16 protein-coding genes and 1 tRNA gene are annotated in these 16,571 nt (G+C 63.5%); 7 read left to right on the forward strand and 10 right to left on the reverse strand.

From position 1 onward, the window contains the following. Positions 1 to 56: 56 nt before the first annotated feature. Positions 57 to 950, forward strand: coding sequence for an adenylate/guanylate cyclase domain-containing protein (locus LB523_RS09415; protein ID WP_224602365.1), 894 nt, complete (start codon positions 57 to 59; stop codon positions 948 to 950). A 130-nt stretch (positions 951 to 1,080) separates the two neighbouring features. Further along, positions 1,081 to 2,481, forward strand: coding sequence for an NAD(P)-dependent oxidoreductase (locus tag LB523_RS09420; protein ID WP_224602366.1), 1,401 nt, complete (start codon positions 1,081 to 1,083; stop codon positions 2,479 to 2,481). 159 nt (positions 2,482 to 2,640) lie between these two features. Here the strand turns inward: LB523_RS09420 and LB523_RS09425 are convergent, their stop codons facing one another. The 3 genes from LB523_RS09425 to LB523_RS09435 all read right to left on the reverse strand — a co-directional run bounded on the left by LB523_RS09425 (position 2,641) and on the right by LB523_RS09435 (position 4,350). Next, the gene (locus LB523_RS09425) at positions 2,641 to 2,844 is read right to left on the reverse strand and encodes a hypothetical protein (RefSeq protein WP_224602367.1); all 204 of its coding nucleotides are present in this window, start codon (positions 2,842 to 2,844) and stop codon (positions 2,641 to 2,643) included. 127 nt (positions 2,845 to 2,971) lie between these two features. Next, a tRNA-Arg gene (locus LB523_RS09430) sits at positions 2,972 to 3,048 on the reverse strand. Positions 3,049 to 3,186: 138 nt separating this feature from the next. After that, positions 3,187 to 4,350 carry a M20 aminoacylase family protein gene (locus LB523_RS09435; RefSeq protein WP_224602368.1) on the reverse strand — a complete coding sequence of 388 codons (1,164 nt, stop codon included), beginning with the start codon at positions 4,348 to 4,350 and terminating at the stop codon, positions 3,187 to 3,189. 220 nt (positions 4,351 to 4,570) lie between these two features. Here LB523_RS09435 and LB523_RS09440 point away from each other — a divergent pair, with 220 nt between their 5' ends. Continuing rightward, positions 4,571 to 5,737, forward strand: coding sequence for a D-alanyl-D-alanine carboxypeptidase family protein (locus LB523_RS09440; protein ID WP_224602369.1), 1,167 nt, complete (start codon positions 4,571 to 4,573; stop codon positions 5,735 to 5,737). Positions 5,738 to 5,745: 8 nt separating this feature from the next. After that, the gene (locus LB523_RS09445; protein WP_224602370.1) at positions 5,746 to 6,852 is read left to right on the forward strand and encodes a CobW family GTP-binding protein; all 1,107 of its coding nucleotides are present in this window, start codon (positions 5,746 to 5,748) and stop codon (positions 6,850 to 6,852) included. Here the strand turns inward: LB523_RS09445 and LB523_RS09450 are convergent. The 5 genes from LB523_RS09450 to LB523_RS09470 form a co-directional block, all read right to left on the reverse strand. After that, entirely contained in the window at positions 6,849 to 7,106 is a 258-nt protein-coding gene (locus LB523_RS09450; RefSeq protein WP_140843167.1) for a sulfurtransferase TusA family protein, read from the reverse strand. The two genes, LB523_RS09445 and LB523_RS09450, sit on opposite strands and share 4 nt — an antisense overlap. A 9-nt stretch (positions 7,107 to 7,115) precedes the next feature. Next, positions 7,116 to 8,414, reverse strand: coding sequence for a murein L,D-transpeptidase family protein (locus LB523_RS09455; protein ID WP_224602372.1), 1,299 nt, complete (start codon positions 8,412 to 8,414; stop codon positions 7,116 to 7,118). 221 nt (positions 8,415 to 8,635) lie between these two features. After that, positions 8,636 to 9,586 (reverse strand): acetyl-CoA carboxylase carboxyltransferase subunit alpha, encoded by a 951-nt coding sequence (locus LB523_RS09460; RefSeq protein ID WP_140843171.1) that lies wholly within the window; start codon positions 9,584 to 9,586, stop codon positions 8,636 to 8,638. A gap of 100 nt (positions 9,587 to 9,686) precedes the next feature. After that, a complete protein-coding gene (locus tag LB523_RS09465) occupies positions 9,687 to 10,601 on the reverse strand; it encodes a site-specific tyrosine recombinase XerD (RefSeq protein ID WP_224602375.1) in 915 nt (304 codons plus the stop codon). A gap of 35 nt (positions 10,602 to 10,636) precedes the next feature. Further along, a complete protein-coding gene (locus LB523_RS09470; protein ID WP_042643428.1) occupies positions 10,637 to 10,789 on the reverse strand; it encodes a hypothetical protein in 153 nt (50 codons plus the stop codon). 190 nt (positions 10,790 to 10,979) lie between these two features. Between LB523_RS09470 and LB523_RS09475 the strand changes: the two genes are divergently transcribed. From LB523_RS09475 to LB523_RS09485, 3 genes are read left to right on the forward strand one after another with little or no spacing between them, the layout of a single operon-like run. Further along, a complete protein-coding gene (locus LB523_RS09475; protein WP_140845857.1) occupies positions 10,980 to 11,609 on the forward strand; it encodes a shikimate kinase in 630 nt (209 codons plus the stop codon). Next, on the forward strand, positions 11,606 to 12,751 hold the full coding sequence (gene aroB, locus LB523_RS09480) for a 3-dehydroquinate synthase (protein WP_224602377.1): 1,146 nt from the start codon (positions 11,606 to 11,608) through the stop codon (positions 12,749 to 12,751). Before LB523_RS09475 ends, aroB begins: the two co-directional genes overlap by 4 nt. Next, positions 12,748 to 13,641: an HlyC/CorC family transporter gene (locus LB523_RS09485; RefSeq protein ID WP_140845859.1), complete on the forward strand. Its 894-nt coding sequence runs from the start codon at positions 12,748 to 12,750 to the stop codon at positions 13,639 to 13,641. Before aroB ends, LB523_RS09485 begins: the two co-directional genes overlap by 4 nt. A gap of 28 nt (positions 13,642 to 13,669) precedes the next feature. Here the strand turns inward: LB523_RS09485 and LB523_RS09490 are convergent, their stop codons facing one another. Together LB523_RS09490 and LB523_RS09495 are read right to left on the reverse strand one after the other, a co-directional pair. Then, the gene (locus LB523_RS09490; protein WP_224602379.1) at positions 13,670 to 15,217 is read right to left on the reverse strand and encodes a SpoVR family protein; all 1,548 of its coding nucleotides are present in this window, start codon (positions 15,215 to 15,217) and stop codon (positions 13,670 to 13,672) included. Positions 15,218 to 15,245: 28 nt separating this feature from the next. Continuing rightward, on the reverse strand, positions 15,246 to 16,556 hold the full coding sequence (locus LB523_RS09495; RefSeq protein ID WP_095767434.1) for a YeaH/YhbH family protein: 1,311 nt from the start codon (positions 16,554 to 16,556) through the stop codon (positions 15,246 to 15,248). Between the last annotated feature and the right edge of the window lie 15 nt (positions 16,557 to 16,571).

A 16,571-nucleotide genomic window follows, 5' to 3' on the forward strand; every position in this document is an offset into this window, starting at 1 on the left:
TCAAAGTCGGCCTTGGTATGTTATATACGCTTCGTTCTCGGGGCGGACACGAGTCGATGGATCAGGAAAGACTTCTAGCCGCGGTCCTCTTGGCTGACGTCGTGGGCAGCACGCCGCTCTATGAGCGCATCGGCGACGATGACGCTTTGCGGCAGGTCTCGGATTGCCTCGACGCGATACGCGAGATCGTCGCCCAACACGGCGGTGATTTCATCTACTCGAAGGGTGATGACGTGCTCAGCCTGTTCGAGAGCTCGGAGGCGGCGCTGATGGCGGTCTGCCAAATCAGCCATCAACTGTCGAAAAAGCCCTTGATCGCCCGGATCGGATTGCATTTCGGGGCGGTCATTCGCGCGCGCGGCGCGCTATTCGGCGACGTTGTCAATGTCACCGCAAGGTTGTCCGCCACGGCCAACCCCGGGGAGGTCCTGATCAGCCAGAGCTTCTTCGAAGCCCTTTCCGCGGGCAGCCGCAGTACCTTGCGGCTCCTCGACAAGATGGCCTTCAAGGGCAAGCAAGAACTCTTCGATGTCTATACGCTACGAAGCGACAATGAGGCCCTCAGCACGCACATCGCCAACCGAGGTACCTTTATCGATAGGCGCTCTGCCCCGCCGCCGCCACCGATCAATCTGATCATCCGCTATGAAGATCAGTCGCGATCCTGCCGAAACAACGAACTGGTGACGATCGGCCGATCTCCGGAATGCGATATCGTCGTCCAGCGGCCCTGGGTCTCAAGGCACCACGCGACCTTCACCATTTCGAACGGCAAGGCCCGGCTTGTCGAGCGGAGCTCGTCGGGCACATTTGTGTCGATGGGACCCGGCCAAGAAGTGTTCATACGCCGCGAAGATATTCTCCTCTTCGGCTCCGGCGTCATCTCGCCCGGACGCAGATCGTCCCTCGACGACGCCCAGATCCTTCACTACGAAATTATCTCAGGCTGACCTCGCTGGCGCCGACAAGTTTTAGCTTCCTTACGCGATCTCTCGCTTGCGACCCGGATATGCCGCTTCACGCGGTCCATTGGACAACGGATTGGAGTAGCTGGAGATAACTGCAGGGAAACCACGCTCCATGACATCAGCCAATATTCTGATCTGCGATTTTGTCGGGCTGCGCTTTGGCGCTGACGGCAATCCCGACCACAGCGAGGTCAAGGCCTATATCGAAGCCAAGGGCGGCGTGTTCCACCAGACAGGCATCGCCAAGGCCGGCGCCCTTGACCCCGACAGGCTGCATTTCTTCTACCTGCCGCAATTGAGCACGCGTGACGAATTGCTGGCAGAGGCCGGTGACGGCCGCTACGACGCCGTCATCGCCGCCGCGACGTTCATTCCGGCCGAGACCAGGTTCCGCCTCGGCGGCGTGCGCATCGGCGCCGGCACCGGCAATATGGGCTCGGCATCGTGGGGTGGAGGCAGCGGGGAAGGCGGCCAAGCGCCGTTGATGAACACGCCGGGCATCAACAGCCGCGCCACCGCGCAAATGGCGATGAAGGCGCTGCTGAAAGTCAGGCCCAATCTTCCCGTGGACAAGCTCAACACCCTGGTCGCCGGCGGGCAGTTCGATACGGGAAAAGATCTGCGCCATTACCCGACCGAGAAGCTCGAAGGCAAAAGGCTGGCGGTGCTCGGCTATGGCAATATCGGCCGGGAATTCGCCAGGCTCGGCCAGGCCTTCGGCATGCGGGTCGCCATCCATGCGCGGCCCCGTCACCAAAAATGGATCGAGGCGGAAGGCTTCGACTATGCCCAGACCATGGAAGACGCCGCGCGCGGCGCCGACGCGCTTTCGGTCCACCTAGGCCTCGGTCCCTTCCATGCCGGCCAGCAGCGATACGCCAATGCCGGACTGATCGGAGATGAAGTCCTCTCCCTCCTCAACCACGGCGCGGTGCTCATCAACTACGATCGCGGCGAGCTGGTCGATGTGGCAGCACTGGAGCGCGCGCTGGCGTCAGGGCGCCTTTCCCATGCGGCGATCGATGCGGACCTGTTCAAGGACGGCAGCACGCTTTCGGGACCAATGCTGCCCTATCTCAGACTGGTCGAGGCCTATGGCCAGCGTCTGGAACTCCTCCCTCACGCCGCGGCCGACACCGACCACCCCTCCCGTGTCGCCGGCGCCAAGCAGGCCGTCGACCAGATCTACGCCGCCATCGTCGAGCATCGCGTCCACAATCTGAAAGGATCGCTGCCTCCGGGCTTTCTCGACATGGGAGCGAAAGTGCCGCCCGGCATCGGCGGCATTACATCTCGGCATTTGGCGGCGCTGGCCGACGATCAAAACGCGGCCGCCGATCTCGCCCGGTCAAGCGCCGTCGTCGCCGCGTTCTGGGAACGCGTCCTGGCAGCGCCCGAGCAGGAAAGACCGGCGCTGATCGCTTCTGGAGGCGAAGCATTCGCCGAAGCGGCGAACCGCCTCTCCACGCTTATGCGCAGGCACCATCTTTCGGGGCCGTTCACTTCGCTCTGATGCCCGCCGTCGTATACGGCCGGCACGCTTGCATTCGGCAATTCCTGGTGGCGGAGCGATCCGGGCCACGCCGTGGTGGAAACCGGCGCGTCGGATCAAATGGCCCCCCGAAAGCTCTCGACCAACCCGCAGGCTTGGCGGATTTCAGGTCGCGTGCGCTCATGCCTTAGGGCGCTGGATCAGAAGCCCTACCACCAGTGAGCCGATCCGGCCAACGAACAGCGACACGTAGAGCGAGAATCCGCCGCCACCCCAATAGATCAGCAGCGCAATAGCTGCGGCCATCATGGTTGGGACGATTAACCCGATCACTCGTTCTCGAACCGAAACAGGTCCCGTGCGCTTGGCGAGCCACTTATCCAAATACGCAGCCTCTGCGGATGTCAGTCCTTCGGCTTCGCCAGCCCTCGGTTTTCTATGTCGCGTAGGTTGCTACCAACACGGGGCGACATGAAATTGCGCCGATCTGATCCCAACCCATTGAATTCGTTGGTGATCCCGACAGGAATCGAACCTGTGACCTACAGATTAGGAATCTGCCGCTCTATCCTACTGAGCTACGGGACCACGCGGCCCGACACATAAACGCTTCGGGCCGGTTCGCCAAGAGGCATGCTGTCCTCCCCTTGGGCTGTAACTCATCTCGGCGGGCCGGGCGGGCCAAGCCGTTTTGGCAGGACGCTCGCCGCCTTCGCCTGCGTGCGCTCAGGTGGCGAGCGCGGTCTCGGCCAGCTTCACCCAATAGCTCATGCCGTGCGGGATGACCTCGTCGTTGAAGTCGTAGGCCGGGTGATGCAGGCCGGCCGAGTCGCCATTGCCGATGAAGATGAAGGCGCCGGGGCGCGCTTCCAGCATATAGGAGAAATCCTCGCCGCCCATCACCGGCTGGATGGCGCGGTGGACATGGCTGTCGCCGGCGATGTCGGCGGCGATATCGCCCGCAAACACGGTTTCCTCCGCATGGTTGAAGGTGACAGGATAGTTGGCGTCGTAATCGACCTCGATGGTGGCGCCGAAGGCGGAGGCGAGGCCGGCGCAGAGTGCGCGAATGCGCTCCTCCGATTTCTTGGCCACTTCTTTCTTCAGCGTGCGCACGGTGCCGGCGATCTCGGCGCTTTCGGGGATGACGTTATAGGCGTCGCCGGCGTGGAACTTCGTCACCGACACCACCACGGACTCGACCGGATCGGTGCTGCGCGAGGCAATGGTTTGCAGCGCGCCGACCAACTGGCTGGCGATGACGATCGGGTCGATCGTGCCGTGCGGCATCGCGGCATGGCCGCCGCGGCCCTTGACGGTGATGGTGAATTCGGCGGTCGCGGCCATGATCGGGCCGGGCTTGATGGCGAACTGGCCGACCGGCAGGCCCGGCATATTGTGCATGCCGAACACCTTTTCGATGTCGAAGCGCTCCATCATGCCGTCCTTGACCATTTCGTTGCCGCCGCCGCCGCCTTCCTCGGCCGGCTGGAAGATCACCGCCACGGTGCCAGCGAAATTGCGCGTCTCGGCCAGATATTTGGCGGCGCCCAAGAGCATGGCGGTGTGGCCGTCATGGCCGCAGGCATGCATCTTGCCGCGCACGGTCGAGGCCCACGGCTTGCCGGTGATCTCGTCGATCGGCAGCGCGTCCATGTCGGCGCGCAGCCCGATGGTCGGGCCATCGCCCTTGCGGCCGCGGATGATGCCGACGACGCCGGTCTTGCCCAGTCCCGTCACCACCTCGTCGCAGCCGAAGGCCGTCAGCTTCTCGGTGACGAAACCGGCGGTCTGAAAGACGTCGAAATTCAGCTCCGGTGTCTGGTGCAGATGTCGTCGCCAGCCGGCAACTTCTTCCTGCATTTGCGCGGCGCGGTTCAGAATCGGCATGGTCGGTCCATCTCTTGGTTGACTGGCGGCAGTCGGTTCAGGGCCACTGCTCAGCAATTGTGAATATATGGCACTTTGCCATTTTGGCGTCACATAGGGTAAATAGCACCGCAACAATGCGGCCCGGGGTCGAGGGTCGGGTCGCATTATGCTGGCGATGGGTAACGAAATCTTACGGAGCCAGCGGCGATCACGGCAAGAGGCGATTTCGGATTTAATCATGCGGCAAAGGCATTTCCTCAACCTGTTGCTGGCAGGCGCGCTGGCGCTTCCGGTGCTTGCCGGCACGGCGCGCGCCAATCCGGTCGTGCTTTTCGACCTCAAGAGCGGCACTGTGCTGGAGCACCAGGACGCGTTCAAGCGTTGGTATCCGGCCTCGCTCAGCAAGCTGATGACCGCCTATGTCGCCTTCCGCGCGATCCAGGCCGGCGAGGTAGCGCTCGATTCGCCGATCAAGGTGACGAAGCATTCGGCCGGCGAGCCGCCGAGCAAGATGGGCTTCAAGCCGGGTTCGGTGATGCGGCTCGACAATGCGCTGAAGATGATGCTGGTCAAGTCGGCCAACGACATAGCCATGGCGGTCGGCGAGAATATCGGCGGGTCGCAGGCCGCGTTCGCCGAGCGCATGAACGCCGAGGCGGCCCGGCTCGGCATGGTCGGCACGCATTTCGTCAATCCGAACGGGCTCTATTCGCCGGACCAGTATACGACCGCGCGCGACCTTGCCGTGCTGGTGACGGCGTTGCGCAATGATTTTCCGCAATATGCCCCGTGGTTCTCGATCGAAGGCCTTGCCGTCGGCAAGAAGGCGCTCCCGAACTACAATCTCCTGATCGGCCGCTATCCGGGCGCCGACGGCATGAAGACCGGCTTCGTCTGCCCGTCCGGCTTCAACATGATCGGCTCGGCGACGCGCAACGGGCGCACGCTGGTCGCCGTGGTGCTTGGCGAGAAATCGGCGATCAGCCGCGCCGAAGCGGCGGCAAAGCTGCTCGACCAGGGTTTTGATAAACCGGCGGCGGGTTCGACCACGCTGGCCGCTCTCAAGCCCTATGGCGACACGCTGTCACCCAACGACATGCATGACGAGATCTGCGCGAAAAAGCCGAAGGCGGAGCAATCGGAGGCGGCGCCCGAGGTTGCCGCCAAGAATAAACCGAAATCGCCCTATCAGGTGAAGCTCGCCCATCCCACGCTCATCGCAGTCGGCCTCGGCGGCGCCACGGGACCCGCGCCCAAGGCGTTCGTCGACCAGACTGACCAGAACTATGCCGACGTGCCGCTGCCGATCTGGCGACCGGACAGGCCGGCGCCGCCCGGCGCCGAGCCGCTGGCGACCGCCGCTGCCGGAGCGCAGGGCGACCAGCCCGTCAAAGCTGCCAATTAGCTAAACCAATGAGCGGCTTTCCCATTCCCGTTTCGGTGCTCACCGGCTTTCTCGGCGCCGGCAAGACGACTCTGCTCAATCGGCTGCTCAAGGATCCGGCGCTTGCCGATACGGCGGTGATCATCAACGAGTTCGGCGAGGTGGCGATCGACCATCTGCTGGTGGAGCAGGCGTCGGACGGCATCATCCAGCTTTCCGACGGCTGCCTCTGCTGCACGGTGCGCGGCGACCTGGTCGATACGCTCGCCGATCTGGTCGACCGGCTGCAGACCGGCCGTATCGCGAAATTGGCCCGTGTCGTCGTCGAGACGACGGGCCTGGCCGATCCGGCACCGGTGCTGCAGTCGATCATGGCGCATCCGGCGCTGGTGCAGGCGTTCCGGCTCGACGGCGTCATCACGCTGGTCGACGCCGTCAACGGCGAGGCGACGCTGGACGCCCATGTCGAGGCGGCGAAACAGGCCGCGGTGGCCGACCGCGTCGTGCTGACCAAGACCGACCTTGTGGACCCGGCCGCAGTCGAGGCGTTGCGGGCAAGGCTCAAGCAGATCAATCCGGGCGCCGTCGTGCCCGATGTCGAGGAGGCCGGCGCCGCGGCGCTGTTCAATTGCGGGCTCTACGATCCTGAAACCAAGTCCGCCGACGTGCGGCGCTGGCTTGGCGAGGAGGTGGCGCACGACCATGGTCACGACCATCACCACCATGACGGCGACCATGATCCTCACCACCATCATGAGCATCGCCACGACACGCGCGTGCGTTCGCACTCGCTTGTCCATAACGGCCCGGTGCCGTTCTCGGCGATCGAGATGTTCCTCGACCTCCTGCGCTCGACGCATGGCGAGAAACTCCTGCGCATGAAGGGCGTCATCGAACTCGCGGAGGATCCCTCGCGGCCGCTGGTCATCCACGGCGTGCAGAAGATCCTGCATCCGCCGGCGAGACTGCCAGCCTGGCCCGACGGCCAGCGCGGAACCAGGCTGGTGCTGATCACGCTCGACATGCCTCAGGACTATATCCAGCGGCTGTTCGCGGCCTTCACCAACAAGCCGTCGATCGACACGCCGGACCGCGCAGCGCTGGAAGCCAATCCGCTCGCGATTGCCGGGCTTTAAGCTGAAGCAAGCAGGTCAGCCGCGTTGCCGCGCTCGACCAGGAAACGGTGGCCGCCAGTGACGGCCGTCGTCTCGAGCAGCTGGTGACCGGCATCGGCGCAGAAGGCCGGGATGTCGATCACCGCCAGCGGATCGGTGGTTTCGAGCCACAGCCGGGCGCCGGGCCGCATCGCGGCCAGCCGCTTGCGGGCCTTCAGCACCGGCAACGGACAGTTCAGTCCCTTGAGATCGTAGATGGCGGGCGGCTTTGCCAAGCGGAAGTCTCAGCCGCCGAACATGCCGAGAAGCTTCTTCTTCAGCTTCGACACGGTGCCCTGGTCGGCGTCGGCGGCAGCCTGCGTTTCCTGCGCCGGCTGGGCGGGCGCGGCTTCGACGCCAGCGGTGACGACCGGTTGCTGCGCCGCTTGCTTGGCGGCCTCCTTCTCGGCCAGCGCCTGCGCCCTTGCCTCTGCCTTGGCGGCCTTGGCCGCCTCGATCGCGGCCAGGCGCTGCTCTTCGGCCTTGCGCTTGGCTTCCTTTTCCGCGTCGGCTGCCGCCATCTTGCGGCCGAGCGGGGAATCGATGCGGCCCATGCGGGTCGTTTCGGTCACCGAGCCGTCGGAATTCAGCGACGGCGGGTCGATCGGCACGCGCTCGCCGCGGGCGCGGCGCTTCGACCAGTCGGAAACGATGCTCGCTTCCTTGATGCCGGCAATCGTCGGCTTCGGCGGCGGCGTGCTGGAATTGACGGCTGCTTTGAAGGCCGCGTCATAACGCTTCTCGTAGTCGGCGTAGGCCGTTTTCAACGAGTCAGGCTGCATGGTCGCGGGGCAGGGGCCGGTCGGGTCGAAGGTCGTGCCTTCCGGCGCCACCTGGTTGAAGACGTAGCGCTTCTCGCAGACGTCGACCTTCGGCGGCACCTTGGTGATCTCGAAATTGTCGTAGCCGACCTTCAGCATCTTCCAGAACTCGTAGTTCGGGTCGTTGCGGTAGCGCGCCATGTTGGCGGCGGTCATGCGGAACGGAAAGGCCTGGATTTGGAACTCGGTCTGGCCGCCTTGGAAGGCGTCGCGGCCGAAGGCATAGATCTGCTCGATCTGGGCATCGGTCATCGAATAGCAGCCGGACGACGAGCAGGCGCCATGAACCATCAGGTTCTGGCCGGTGCGGCCATTGGCGCGGTCATAGGCGTTGGGGAAGCCAATGTTGAAGGACAGATGGTAATTCGAGCGCGGATTCATCTGCGACGGACGCACCGTGTAGAAGCCTTCCGGCGCCTGGCGGTCGCCCTCGGTGTATTTGGGGCCGAGCTTTCCCGACCATTTGCAGATGTCGTAGGTGGCGACAAGATCGTAACGGCCATTGGTCTTGGCCTTCCAGATCTCGAGCTTGCCCTCCTCCTTGAAGATGCGCGCCATCACCGAGGAGGTGCGTACCATGCCCTTGGCCCTCATGTCGGCGAGGATCTTATCGGGCAACGGCTTGTTGGCCTCGGGCGCGAAGTCCTTCATCGACGAATCGTTGCAGCCGGCGATGCCGATAGCGGCGATCAGGATTCCGGTGCGGGCAAGCTTGGCAAACATCGATACGGCTACGTCTCTTCTCTCGGGCCAACGGCTGTCGGCATGGCCAGGCCCATAGGCTGAACACCAGTGGACCGTAAGCCCGTTAACCTTGAAAATTCCTTACCGCAAGCCTTGGCAAACCCCTCACGGCGATTTCCATTGAGCCGAATCCGGCGGCATTTTTGTGGCGGAATTGCTTATTCCGGCCACAGTTGAACGTCTTGCCGGAACTTAGGAGGTCAGAGGCTGCGGCCCATCGCCAGGTATTTCTCGCGGCGCTGCTCGCGAAAATCGGTGTTGGCGCCGGCGAAATCCTTCATCGTCCTGGCGATGAGGTCGCCGGTGGACGCAATCACTGTTTCCGGCGCGCGCTGGGCGCCGCCCATCGGCTCGGGAATGATGGCATCGATGATCTTCATCTCGAGAAGATCCTGCGCGGTGATCTTCATGTTGGTCGCCGCGTCCTTCGAGCGCGTGGTGTCGCGCCACAGGATCGAGGCGGCACCCTCGGGCGAGATCACCGAATAAATGGCGTGCTCCAGCATATAGACGCGGTTGGCGGTGGCGATCGCGATGGCGCCGCCGGAGCCGCCTTCGCCGATGACCACCGAGATCGACGGCACCTTCAGCGAAAGACAGGCCGAGGTCGAACGCGCGATCGCTTCGGCCTGGCCGCGCTCCTCGGCGCCGACGCCGGGATAGGCGCCGGCGGTGTCTACCAGCGTCAAAAGCGGGATCTGGAAGCGGTCGGCCAATTCCATCAGGCGCACCGCCTTGCGATAGCCTTCCGGCCGGACCGAGCCGAAATTGTGCTTGATGCGGCTTGCGGTGTCCGAACCCTTTTCCTGGCCGATGATCGCTACCGGCTCGCCGCGAAAACGCGCGAAGCCGCCGACGATCGCCTGGTCGTCACCGAAATTGCGGTCGCCGGCCAAAGGCGTGAAATCGGTGAACAGCCCTTTGATGTAGTCGACACAATGCGGACGGTCGGGATGGCGCGCTACCTGCACCTTCTGCCAGGGCGTGAGCGCCTTATAGAGGTCGCGCAACGCGTCGCGCGAGCGCTTTTCCAGCCTGCTGATCTCTTCGCCGACATCCACCGCCTCGCCGTTCTCGGCAAGCTTCTTCAGCTCAAGGATCTTGAGCTCCAGATCCTGCACCGGCTTTTCAAAGTCGAGGTAGTTGTACATGCTTGAGCGGACCGATCCGTCGGAAGGCAAATGGCTGGCGGAACCGCTGAAATGCCGGCTCCGGGCGGTGGAACGTCGCCCTCACATAGCGATATGAGGCCTAGTCGGCAAGCGGGTGATGATCGTTGACCAGCCGCACCAGCCGCTCCTCCAGCACATGGGTGTAGATCTGCGTGGTCGAGATGTCGGCATGGCCAAGAAGTTGCTGAACGGCTCTGAGATCGGCGCCGTTCTGCAGGAGATGGCTGGCAAAAGCATGGCGAAGCACATGCGGCGAGATCTTCGTCGACGCTATGCCGGACCGAGCGGCCAACCCCTTGAGATCGCGGGCGAAAACCTGCCGGGAGAGATGGCCGCTGTCGGAAGAGGCCGGAAACAGGAACGGGCTCTCGGCAAAAGCCGGCCGCTCGGCCCTTACGGCGAGCCAGGCACGCATGGCGGCGCGCGCCTTGGTCGAGAGCGGCACCATGCGTTCCTTGTCACCCTTGCCGCGCACCATGAAGAAGCGATCGTCGCGCAACGCCACCGTGACCGGCAGGCCGACCAGTTCCGACACGCGCAAGCCCGTTGCGTAGAGCACTTCGACCAGCGCGTGCAGGCGCAACGCGGCCAGCCTGTCGCCGTCTGGCCCGGATTCTCCGGCTTCCTGCGCTGCCCGGTCGAGCAGGCGCCCGGTCTCGGCTTCGCTCATCGTCTTCGGCAGCGGCCGGCCCTTGCGTGGGCTGTCCAGCGTGCCGGTCGGGTCGTCGCCGCGCAGCCCTTCGGCATAGAGGAATTTGAAGAACTGGCGGATCGCTGACAATTTGCGCGCCTGCGAGGTCGGCGCGAAGCCGCGCGCGGCGATGTCGTCGAGATAGGCGCGGATGTCGGCCGATCCCGCGCCCGCCAGTCCGCCCTTGATCGCCTCGGAAGCATCCTCCAGGTCGCGACGATAGGACGAAAGCGTGTTCTCGGCCGCGCCTCGCTCGGCGCTCATCATCTCGAGGAAGGCTTCGATGCGGGCGGCGCTGTTCATCGGGCCGGGATCAGCTCTTTGTCGGTGTTCGTGGGTCAGTTTTTCTTCGGGTTGAGCTTTTCAGCCGGAATGCGGATGCTCATTTCTGCTTTTTTCGGCTCCACGAACATCGCCAGCGCGAACATCGCGCCATAGGCAATGCCTGCAAGAACCGCCAGCGTCACGACGAAGCGAAACAAAGTCGGCATTCAATTTTCGCCCGTCTTGTTGTTCTGCTTTTCCAAAGCCCTGTGCCCTTATGGGACGCCGATCCGGTCAATTCAAGCACGAAGCATTCCGGTGAACAGGAGGTTTTGCCGGGGAAGCTTCGCGGCCGTTTGTCCGGCCGTGCTTGACGCAAACAGGCTTTTGATGTCGATACGGCGCAAAGAGGCCCCGATGAACGCTCTGCCACCAAATCCGACGGACGAAGGCCGCGCCGCGCTGATCGAACGGCTCGGAAGCCGGTCGATCGTCTTCGTCGGACTGATGGGCGCCGGCAAGACCGCGATCGGCCGCAAGGTGGCGGCGATGCTGTCGCTGCCCTTCATGGACAGCGACCAGGAGATCGAAAGCGTCTCGCGCATGACGGTGCCGGAGTTGTTCGAGCGCTATGGCGAGCCGGAATTCCGCGCGCTGGAGCAGCGGGTGATCCTGCGCCTGCTGGAGAACGGACCGCAAGTGCTGTCGACCGGCGGCGGCGCCTTTATGAATGCGCAGACGCGCGAGGCGATTTCCGCGCATGGCATATCGGTCTGGCTGAAGGCCGATCTGGATCTGTTGATGGAGCGCGTTTCGAAGAAGCAGAACCGGCCATTATTGAAGAATCCGGATCCGCGTGGCGTGCTGGAGAAGCTGATGGGCGAGCGCTATCCGGTCTACGCCATCGCCGACCTGACGGTGCCGACGCGCGACGATCGCAAGGAGATCATCGCCGGCGAAGTCGTCGCGGCGCTTTGCGCCCATCTCGGCCTCGACGCGATCGCAACGGGCGCTGCGAGCGCCACAACTGGCGAGAATCAGTCGTGAGCAATGCCGAACCGGTGAAGGTCGAGGTCGGACTCGGCGACCGCGCCTATGACATATTGATCGGTTCAGGATTGCTGGCGCGCTCCGGCGAGGAGATCGCGCGCCGGCTTCCCGGTACCCGCGCGGCCATCGTCACCGACGAAAATGTCGCCGCCGCACATCTCGACACGCTGAAGGCTGGGTTGGACAAAGGCGGCATCCAGTCCGCCGTCATCACGCTGCCTGTGGGCGAGAAGACCAAGAGCTTCGTCCATCTGGAGGAAGTGGTCGACGGCGTGCTCGCGGCAAGGCTCGAACGCCGCGACGTGGTGATCGCGCTCGGCGGCGGCGTCATCGGCGACCTTGCCGGCTTTGCTTCCGGCATTGTGCGCCGCGGCATGAATTTCGTGCAGATACCGACCTCGCTGCTGGCGCAGGTCGATTCTTCCGTCGGCGGCAAGACCGGCATCAACAGCGCGCGCGGCAAGAACCTCGTCGGCGTCTTCCACCAGCCCAGGCTGGTGCTTGCCGACACCCAGGTGCTCGACACGCTGCCGATCCGCGAGTTCCGCGCCGGCTATGCCGAGCTTGCCAAATACGGGCTGATCGACCGCCCGGCCTTCTTCGCCTGGCTCGAACAGAACTGGGGGCAAGTCTTCGCCGGCGGTCCGGCGCGGGTCGAGGCGATCGCCGAGGCCTGCCGCGCCAAGGCCGACGTCGTTGCCCGCGACGAGTTCGAGACCGGCGACCGCGCCTTGCTCAATCTCGGCCACACTTTCGGTCATGCGCTCGAAGCTGCCACGCAGTATGACGGGAGCCGGCTCGTCCATGGCGAGGGCGTCGCCATCGGCATGGCGCTGGCGCACCGCTTCTCGGCGCGTCTCAACCTGGCGAGTCCGGACGACGCGGAGCGCGTCGAAGCGCATCTGCGCGCCGTCGGCCTGCCTTGGCGGATGGCCGACATTCCGGGCGAGCTGCCGGACGCCGAGGCGCTGCTCGGCTTCATCACCCAGGACAAGAAGGTCTCGCGCGGCGCGCTGACCTTCATCCTGACGCGCGGCATCGGCCAGGCTTTCATCGCCAAGGACGTGCCGTCGTCGGAAGTGCTCTCCTTCCTCAAATCGAGCCATCCCGGATGGCTCGAGATGAGCCATCCCAGATGAACGGCGCCGGCTGGATCGTCGCCGCCGTCCTTGCCGCCATCGTGCTTTTGGCGCTTTTCTTCCGCGCCCGATTGCTTGCCGCTTGCGGCTATGCGCTGCGGCCGATCGAGCCGCCGCAGCGGTCCGAGCGCAATGGCAAGGATGAAGACGGCGACGAACCCCGGCGCGATGACACGGCTGCCGAGGAGCGCAATCGGCTTGAGGGCCTGTTCGATCTCGACGAGCTCGAAGTGTCGGATGTCATGGTCCACCGCACCAATATGCGCTCGGTCAATGCCGACAATGCGCCGGAAGCGGTGGTGCGCGAGATCCTGCAGAGCCCGCACACCCGCATGCCGCTGTGGAAGGGCTCGCTCGACAACATCGTCGGCGTGTTGCATGCGAAGGATCTGCTGAGGGCCCTCAACGAGGTCGGCAACGATTTTTCGCGGATCGACGTCATGAAGATCGCGGCCAAGCCGTGGTTCGTGCCGGACACCACCACCTTGCAGGAGCAGCTCAACGCCTTCCTGCGGCGCAAGGCGCATTTCGCCATCGTCGTCGACGAGTATGGCGAGGTCGAAGGGCTGGTGACGCTGGAAGACATCATCGAGGAGATCGTCGGCGAGATCGCCGACGAGCACGACATCGACATGCAGGGTGTGAAGAAAGAAGCGGACGGCTCGGTCGTCGTCGACGGCACGGTGCCAATCCGCGATTTGAACCGCGCGCTCGACTGGGACCTGCCCGACGAGGAAGCCACGACGATCGCCGGCCTCGTCATTCATGAGACGCAGTCGATCCCGGAGGAAAAGCAGGCCTTCACCTTCCACGGCAAGCGTTTCGTGGTGATGAAGCGCGAGAAGAACCGCATCGCCAGATTGCGGATACGTCCCGCCAGCGAGGGCTAAGGCGCGTGTCGATGTCCGGCGATGCCGCTCAGAGTTCCTTGGTCCAACGCTCGCTGAGTATCGCGCCGGTACCGGCATCGATTGCCGCCAGGCTGACATCATAGCCCCAGAGGTTGCGGATATGGCGCAGCGTCGCGTCGCGGCTCTGGCCCTCGAGCATGACGCCATCCTTGACCGCGTGCTGGAGCCGCAGATGCCGGTCGCCGAGCAGGTCGACGTCAACCACCTGGATGTCGGGACGGTTGGCGCCGATATCGTAGCTTTGCGCCAACGCCGACCTTATCTTGCCATAGCCGCGCTCATTGTGAATCGAGGCTACCTCATAGTGCGGCTCGTCGGCACCGTCGGCCAGCACGAAGAGCCGCCATTTGCGGATCAGCCTTGGGCTCAGATACTGCCGGATGAAAGATTCGTCGCGATGGTTGGCCCAGGCGTCGAGCAAGGTGTCGCGCCAGTCGCCGCGGCCGGCGATGTCGGGAAACCAGTCGCGGTCCTCGGCGGTCGGCGCGGTCGAGATGCGCTGGATGTCCTGCATCATGTCGAGACCCAGCGCATAAGGATTGATGCCGGAAAAGCGGGGGTCGTCATAGGCCGGCTGGAAGACCACGTTCGAGTGGTTGCGCAGGATTTCGAGCATGGCGCCTTCGCTGATGCGGCCACGGTCGAACAGCATGTTCATGAGCGTGTAATGCACGAAGGTCGCGCAACCTTCGTTCATCACCTGGGTTTGCCGCTGCGGGTAAAAATATTGCGCGATGACGCGCACGATCCTGACGATCTCGCGCTGCCAAGGCTCGAGGACGAGACTGTTCTTCTCGAGGAAGTAGAGCAGGTTCTCTTCCGGTAGATTGAGCGATTTCTTCCGCTCGGCCGCGTCGTCGTCACCGGCTGTTTTGGTATCGTCGCTCTCTTGCGAAGGCGGTAGTGTCCGCCAGAGATCGTTGAACGAACGCTCCTCGTATTCCAGGCGCTCGCGCAGCCCTTCGCGCTGCTGCTCGGACGACAGTCTCGGCGGCCGATGATAGCGGAACACACCCTGCTCCATCAGCGCGTGGGCCGAATCCAGGATTGCTTCCACGGCCGCCAAGCCATGCCGTTCCTCGCATCGGGCTATGTAGCTCTTGGCAAAATCCAAATAGCTCAGGATGCCGCCGGCGTCCGTCCATTGTCGGAAAAGGTGATTGTTCTTGAAGAAATGATTGTGTCCCAGCGCGGCATGCGCCGTCACCAAAGCCTGCAGGGCCATGGTGTTTTCTTCCATGAGGTAGACGATACAGGGATTGGAGTTGATGACCAGTTCGTAGGCCAGACCGCGTGCGCCCTTGCGGTAGAGCAGTTCGTTATAGAGGAAGTGCTTGCCGAATGACCAATGCCGGTACATCAGCGGCATGCCCACCGACGAATAGGCGTCTAGCATCTGCTCGGAAGAAATGATCTCCATCTGCACCGCGTAGATGTCGAGGCGAAGCTCTTCGAGGCCGATCGCTTCGATCTCGTCATAGACCCGGGACAGCTTGTTGAAATCCCAGTCCGACCCGGAAAACAGCAATTCGGATTTGCGCGCCTGGCTGACCATCGGCCTATGTCCCTTCGAGCCTCAGTCCTCAAGCGCTCTTGCGCAGATCAGGTTGCCTGGCGAAGAGCTCGCGGAAGACCGGGTATATGTCGGCCGGCGCGGCGATGCGCCTCATCTGGAAATTCGGCCATTTTCCGTCGACGGCGTTGTAGGCGCGCCAGAGCGATGTGCCGTTCTCGGTCGAGCCGAAAATGTGGCTTTCCCGCTCGTCGATGATCTCCACATAGGCGAAATACTGGCAAAGCCGCATCAGCTTGCGGTCGAGCAGTTCTATGCAGCGCTCTGAATCGGTGGCGAAATTGTCGCCGTCGGAGGCCTGTGCGGCGTAGATGTTCCATTCGGCGACCGGATAACGTTCCTCGATGATGCGGTGCATTTCCTCGAGCGCGGTGGAGACGACCGTGCCGCCGCTTTCGGTGTGGTAGAAGAACGTATGCTCGTCCACCTCCTTGGCTTCGTGGGTGTGGCGGATGAAGACGACCTCGGTGCGTTCGTAGCGCCGTGTCAGAAACAGATGCAGCAGCACGAAGAAGCGTTTGGCCAGATCCTTCTCGCGCTCTCCCATCGAGCCGGAGACGTCCATCAAACAGAACATCACCGCGCTGGCGTTCGGCACCGGCTGGGGATCGAAGCGATTGAACCGGATATCGACCGGATCGACATAGGCAATTCGCCTGCGCCTGCGCTCGATCCGGTCGAACTCCTCGCGCAGGGCAGCGATGCGTTCGCTCATGGCCGTGCTTGCCGGCTTCGCTTCAAGCTCGGCAATCTGCAGGGCGATTGCGTCCAACTCCGCCTGCTTGGGGCGTCTGAGCGCGATGCGGCGCCCATGGCTGTTGCGCATCGTGCGCCCGACATTGATGTTGGTCGGCGCTCCGCTTGCCGTGAAGCCTGCCCGTCTCGGCTTGAAGCTCAGTATCTGCTTGAGATTGAGCTTGACCAGATCCGGCAGTTCGAGGTCCTCGAAGAAAAGGTCGAGCACTTCCTCGCGTGACAGCACAAAGCGGAAGTCGTCTTCGGATTCCGTGGTCCCTGGAGCCGATCCGTAGCCTCCGCCGCCGCCCGGTTTGGAGATAAGATCGCCAGGGCTGAATGTCCTGTTGCCGGGCAGGATGTGCTGGCGCCTGCCGCTTTCCTTGTCGTCACCGAAGGTCGGTTCGCTGGTGCCCTTGCGAGGCATCGGCACGGCATGCTCGCGGTCAATGTCGGCGATACGACCTGTCCGGACGTGGTCGCGGATGCTGCGCTTGAGCTCATCACGGGCGCGCCGGAGGAAGCGCTGGCGATTGCCCAGGCTCTTGTCCTTAGGGTTCAGGCGGCGGTCGATGAAGATCGGCATGGAACCGTCCCGGCT

This window comes from Mesorhizobium sp. ESP-6-4, from assembly GCF_020164735.1.
GTDB lineage: Bacteria > Pseudomonadota > Alphaproteobacteria > Rhizobiales > Rhizobiaceae > Mesorhizobium.

Excerpts from the sequence above, each read along its gene's own strand:
- LB523_RS09415 (WP_224602365.1), top strand. The coding sequence starts at position 57 with ATGGATCAGGAAAGACTTCTAGCCGCGGTCCTCTTGGCTGACGTCGTG.
- LB523_RS09420 (WP_224602366.1), top strand. The coding sequence starts at position 1,081 with ATGACATCAGCCAATATTCTGATCTGCGATTTTGTCGGGCTGCGCTTT.
- LB523_RS09435 (WP_224602368.1), bottom strand. The coding sequence starts at position 4,350 with ATGCCGATTCTGAACCGCGCCGCGCAAATGCAGGAAGAAGTTGCCGGC.
- LB523_RS09440 (WP_224602369.1), top strand. The coding sequence starts at position 4,571 with ATGCGGCAAAGGCATTTCCTCAACCTGTTGCTGGCAGGCGCGCTGGCG.
- LB523_RS09445 (WP_224602370.1), top strand. The coding sequence starts at position 5,746 with ATGAGCGGCTTTCCCATTCCCGTTTCGGTGCTCACCGGCTTTCTCGGC.
- LB523_RS09455 (WP_224602372.1), bottom strand. The coding sequence starts at position 8,414 with ATGTTTGCCAAGCTTGCCCGCACCGGAATCCTGATCGCCGCTATCGGC.
- LB523_RS09460 (WP_140843171.1), bottom strand. The coding sequence starts at position 9,586 with ATGTACAACTACCTCGACTTTGAAAAGCCGGTGCAGGATCTGGAGCTC.
- LB523_RS09465 (WP_224602375.1), bottom strand. The coding sequence starts at position 10,601 with ATGAACAGCGCCGCCCGCATCGAAGCCTTCCTCGAGATGATGAGCGCC.
- LB523_RS09470 (WP_042643428.1), bottom strand. The coding sequence starts at position 10,789 with ATGCCGACTTTGTTTCGCTTCGTCGTGACGCTGGCGGTTCTTGCAGGC.
- LB523_RS09475 (WP_140845857.1), top strand. The coding sequence starts at position 10,980 with ATGAACGCTCTGCCACCAAATCCGACGGACGAAGGCCGCGCCGCGCTG.
- LB523_RS09485 (WP_140845859.1), top strand. The coding sequence starts at position 12,748 with ATGAACGGCGCCGGCTGGATCGTCGCCGCCGTCCTTGCCGCCATCGTG.
- LB523_RS09490 (WP_224602379.1), bottom strand. The coding sequence starts at position 15,217 with ATGGTCAGCCAGGCGCGCAAATCCGAATTGCTGTTTTCCGGGTCGGAC.
- LB523_RS09495 (WP_095767434.1), bottom strand. The coding sequence starts at position 16,556 with ATGCCGATCTTCATCGACCGCCGCCTGAACCCTAAGGACAAGAGCCTG.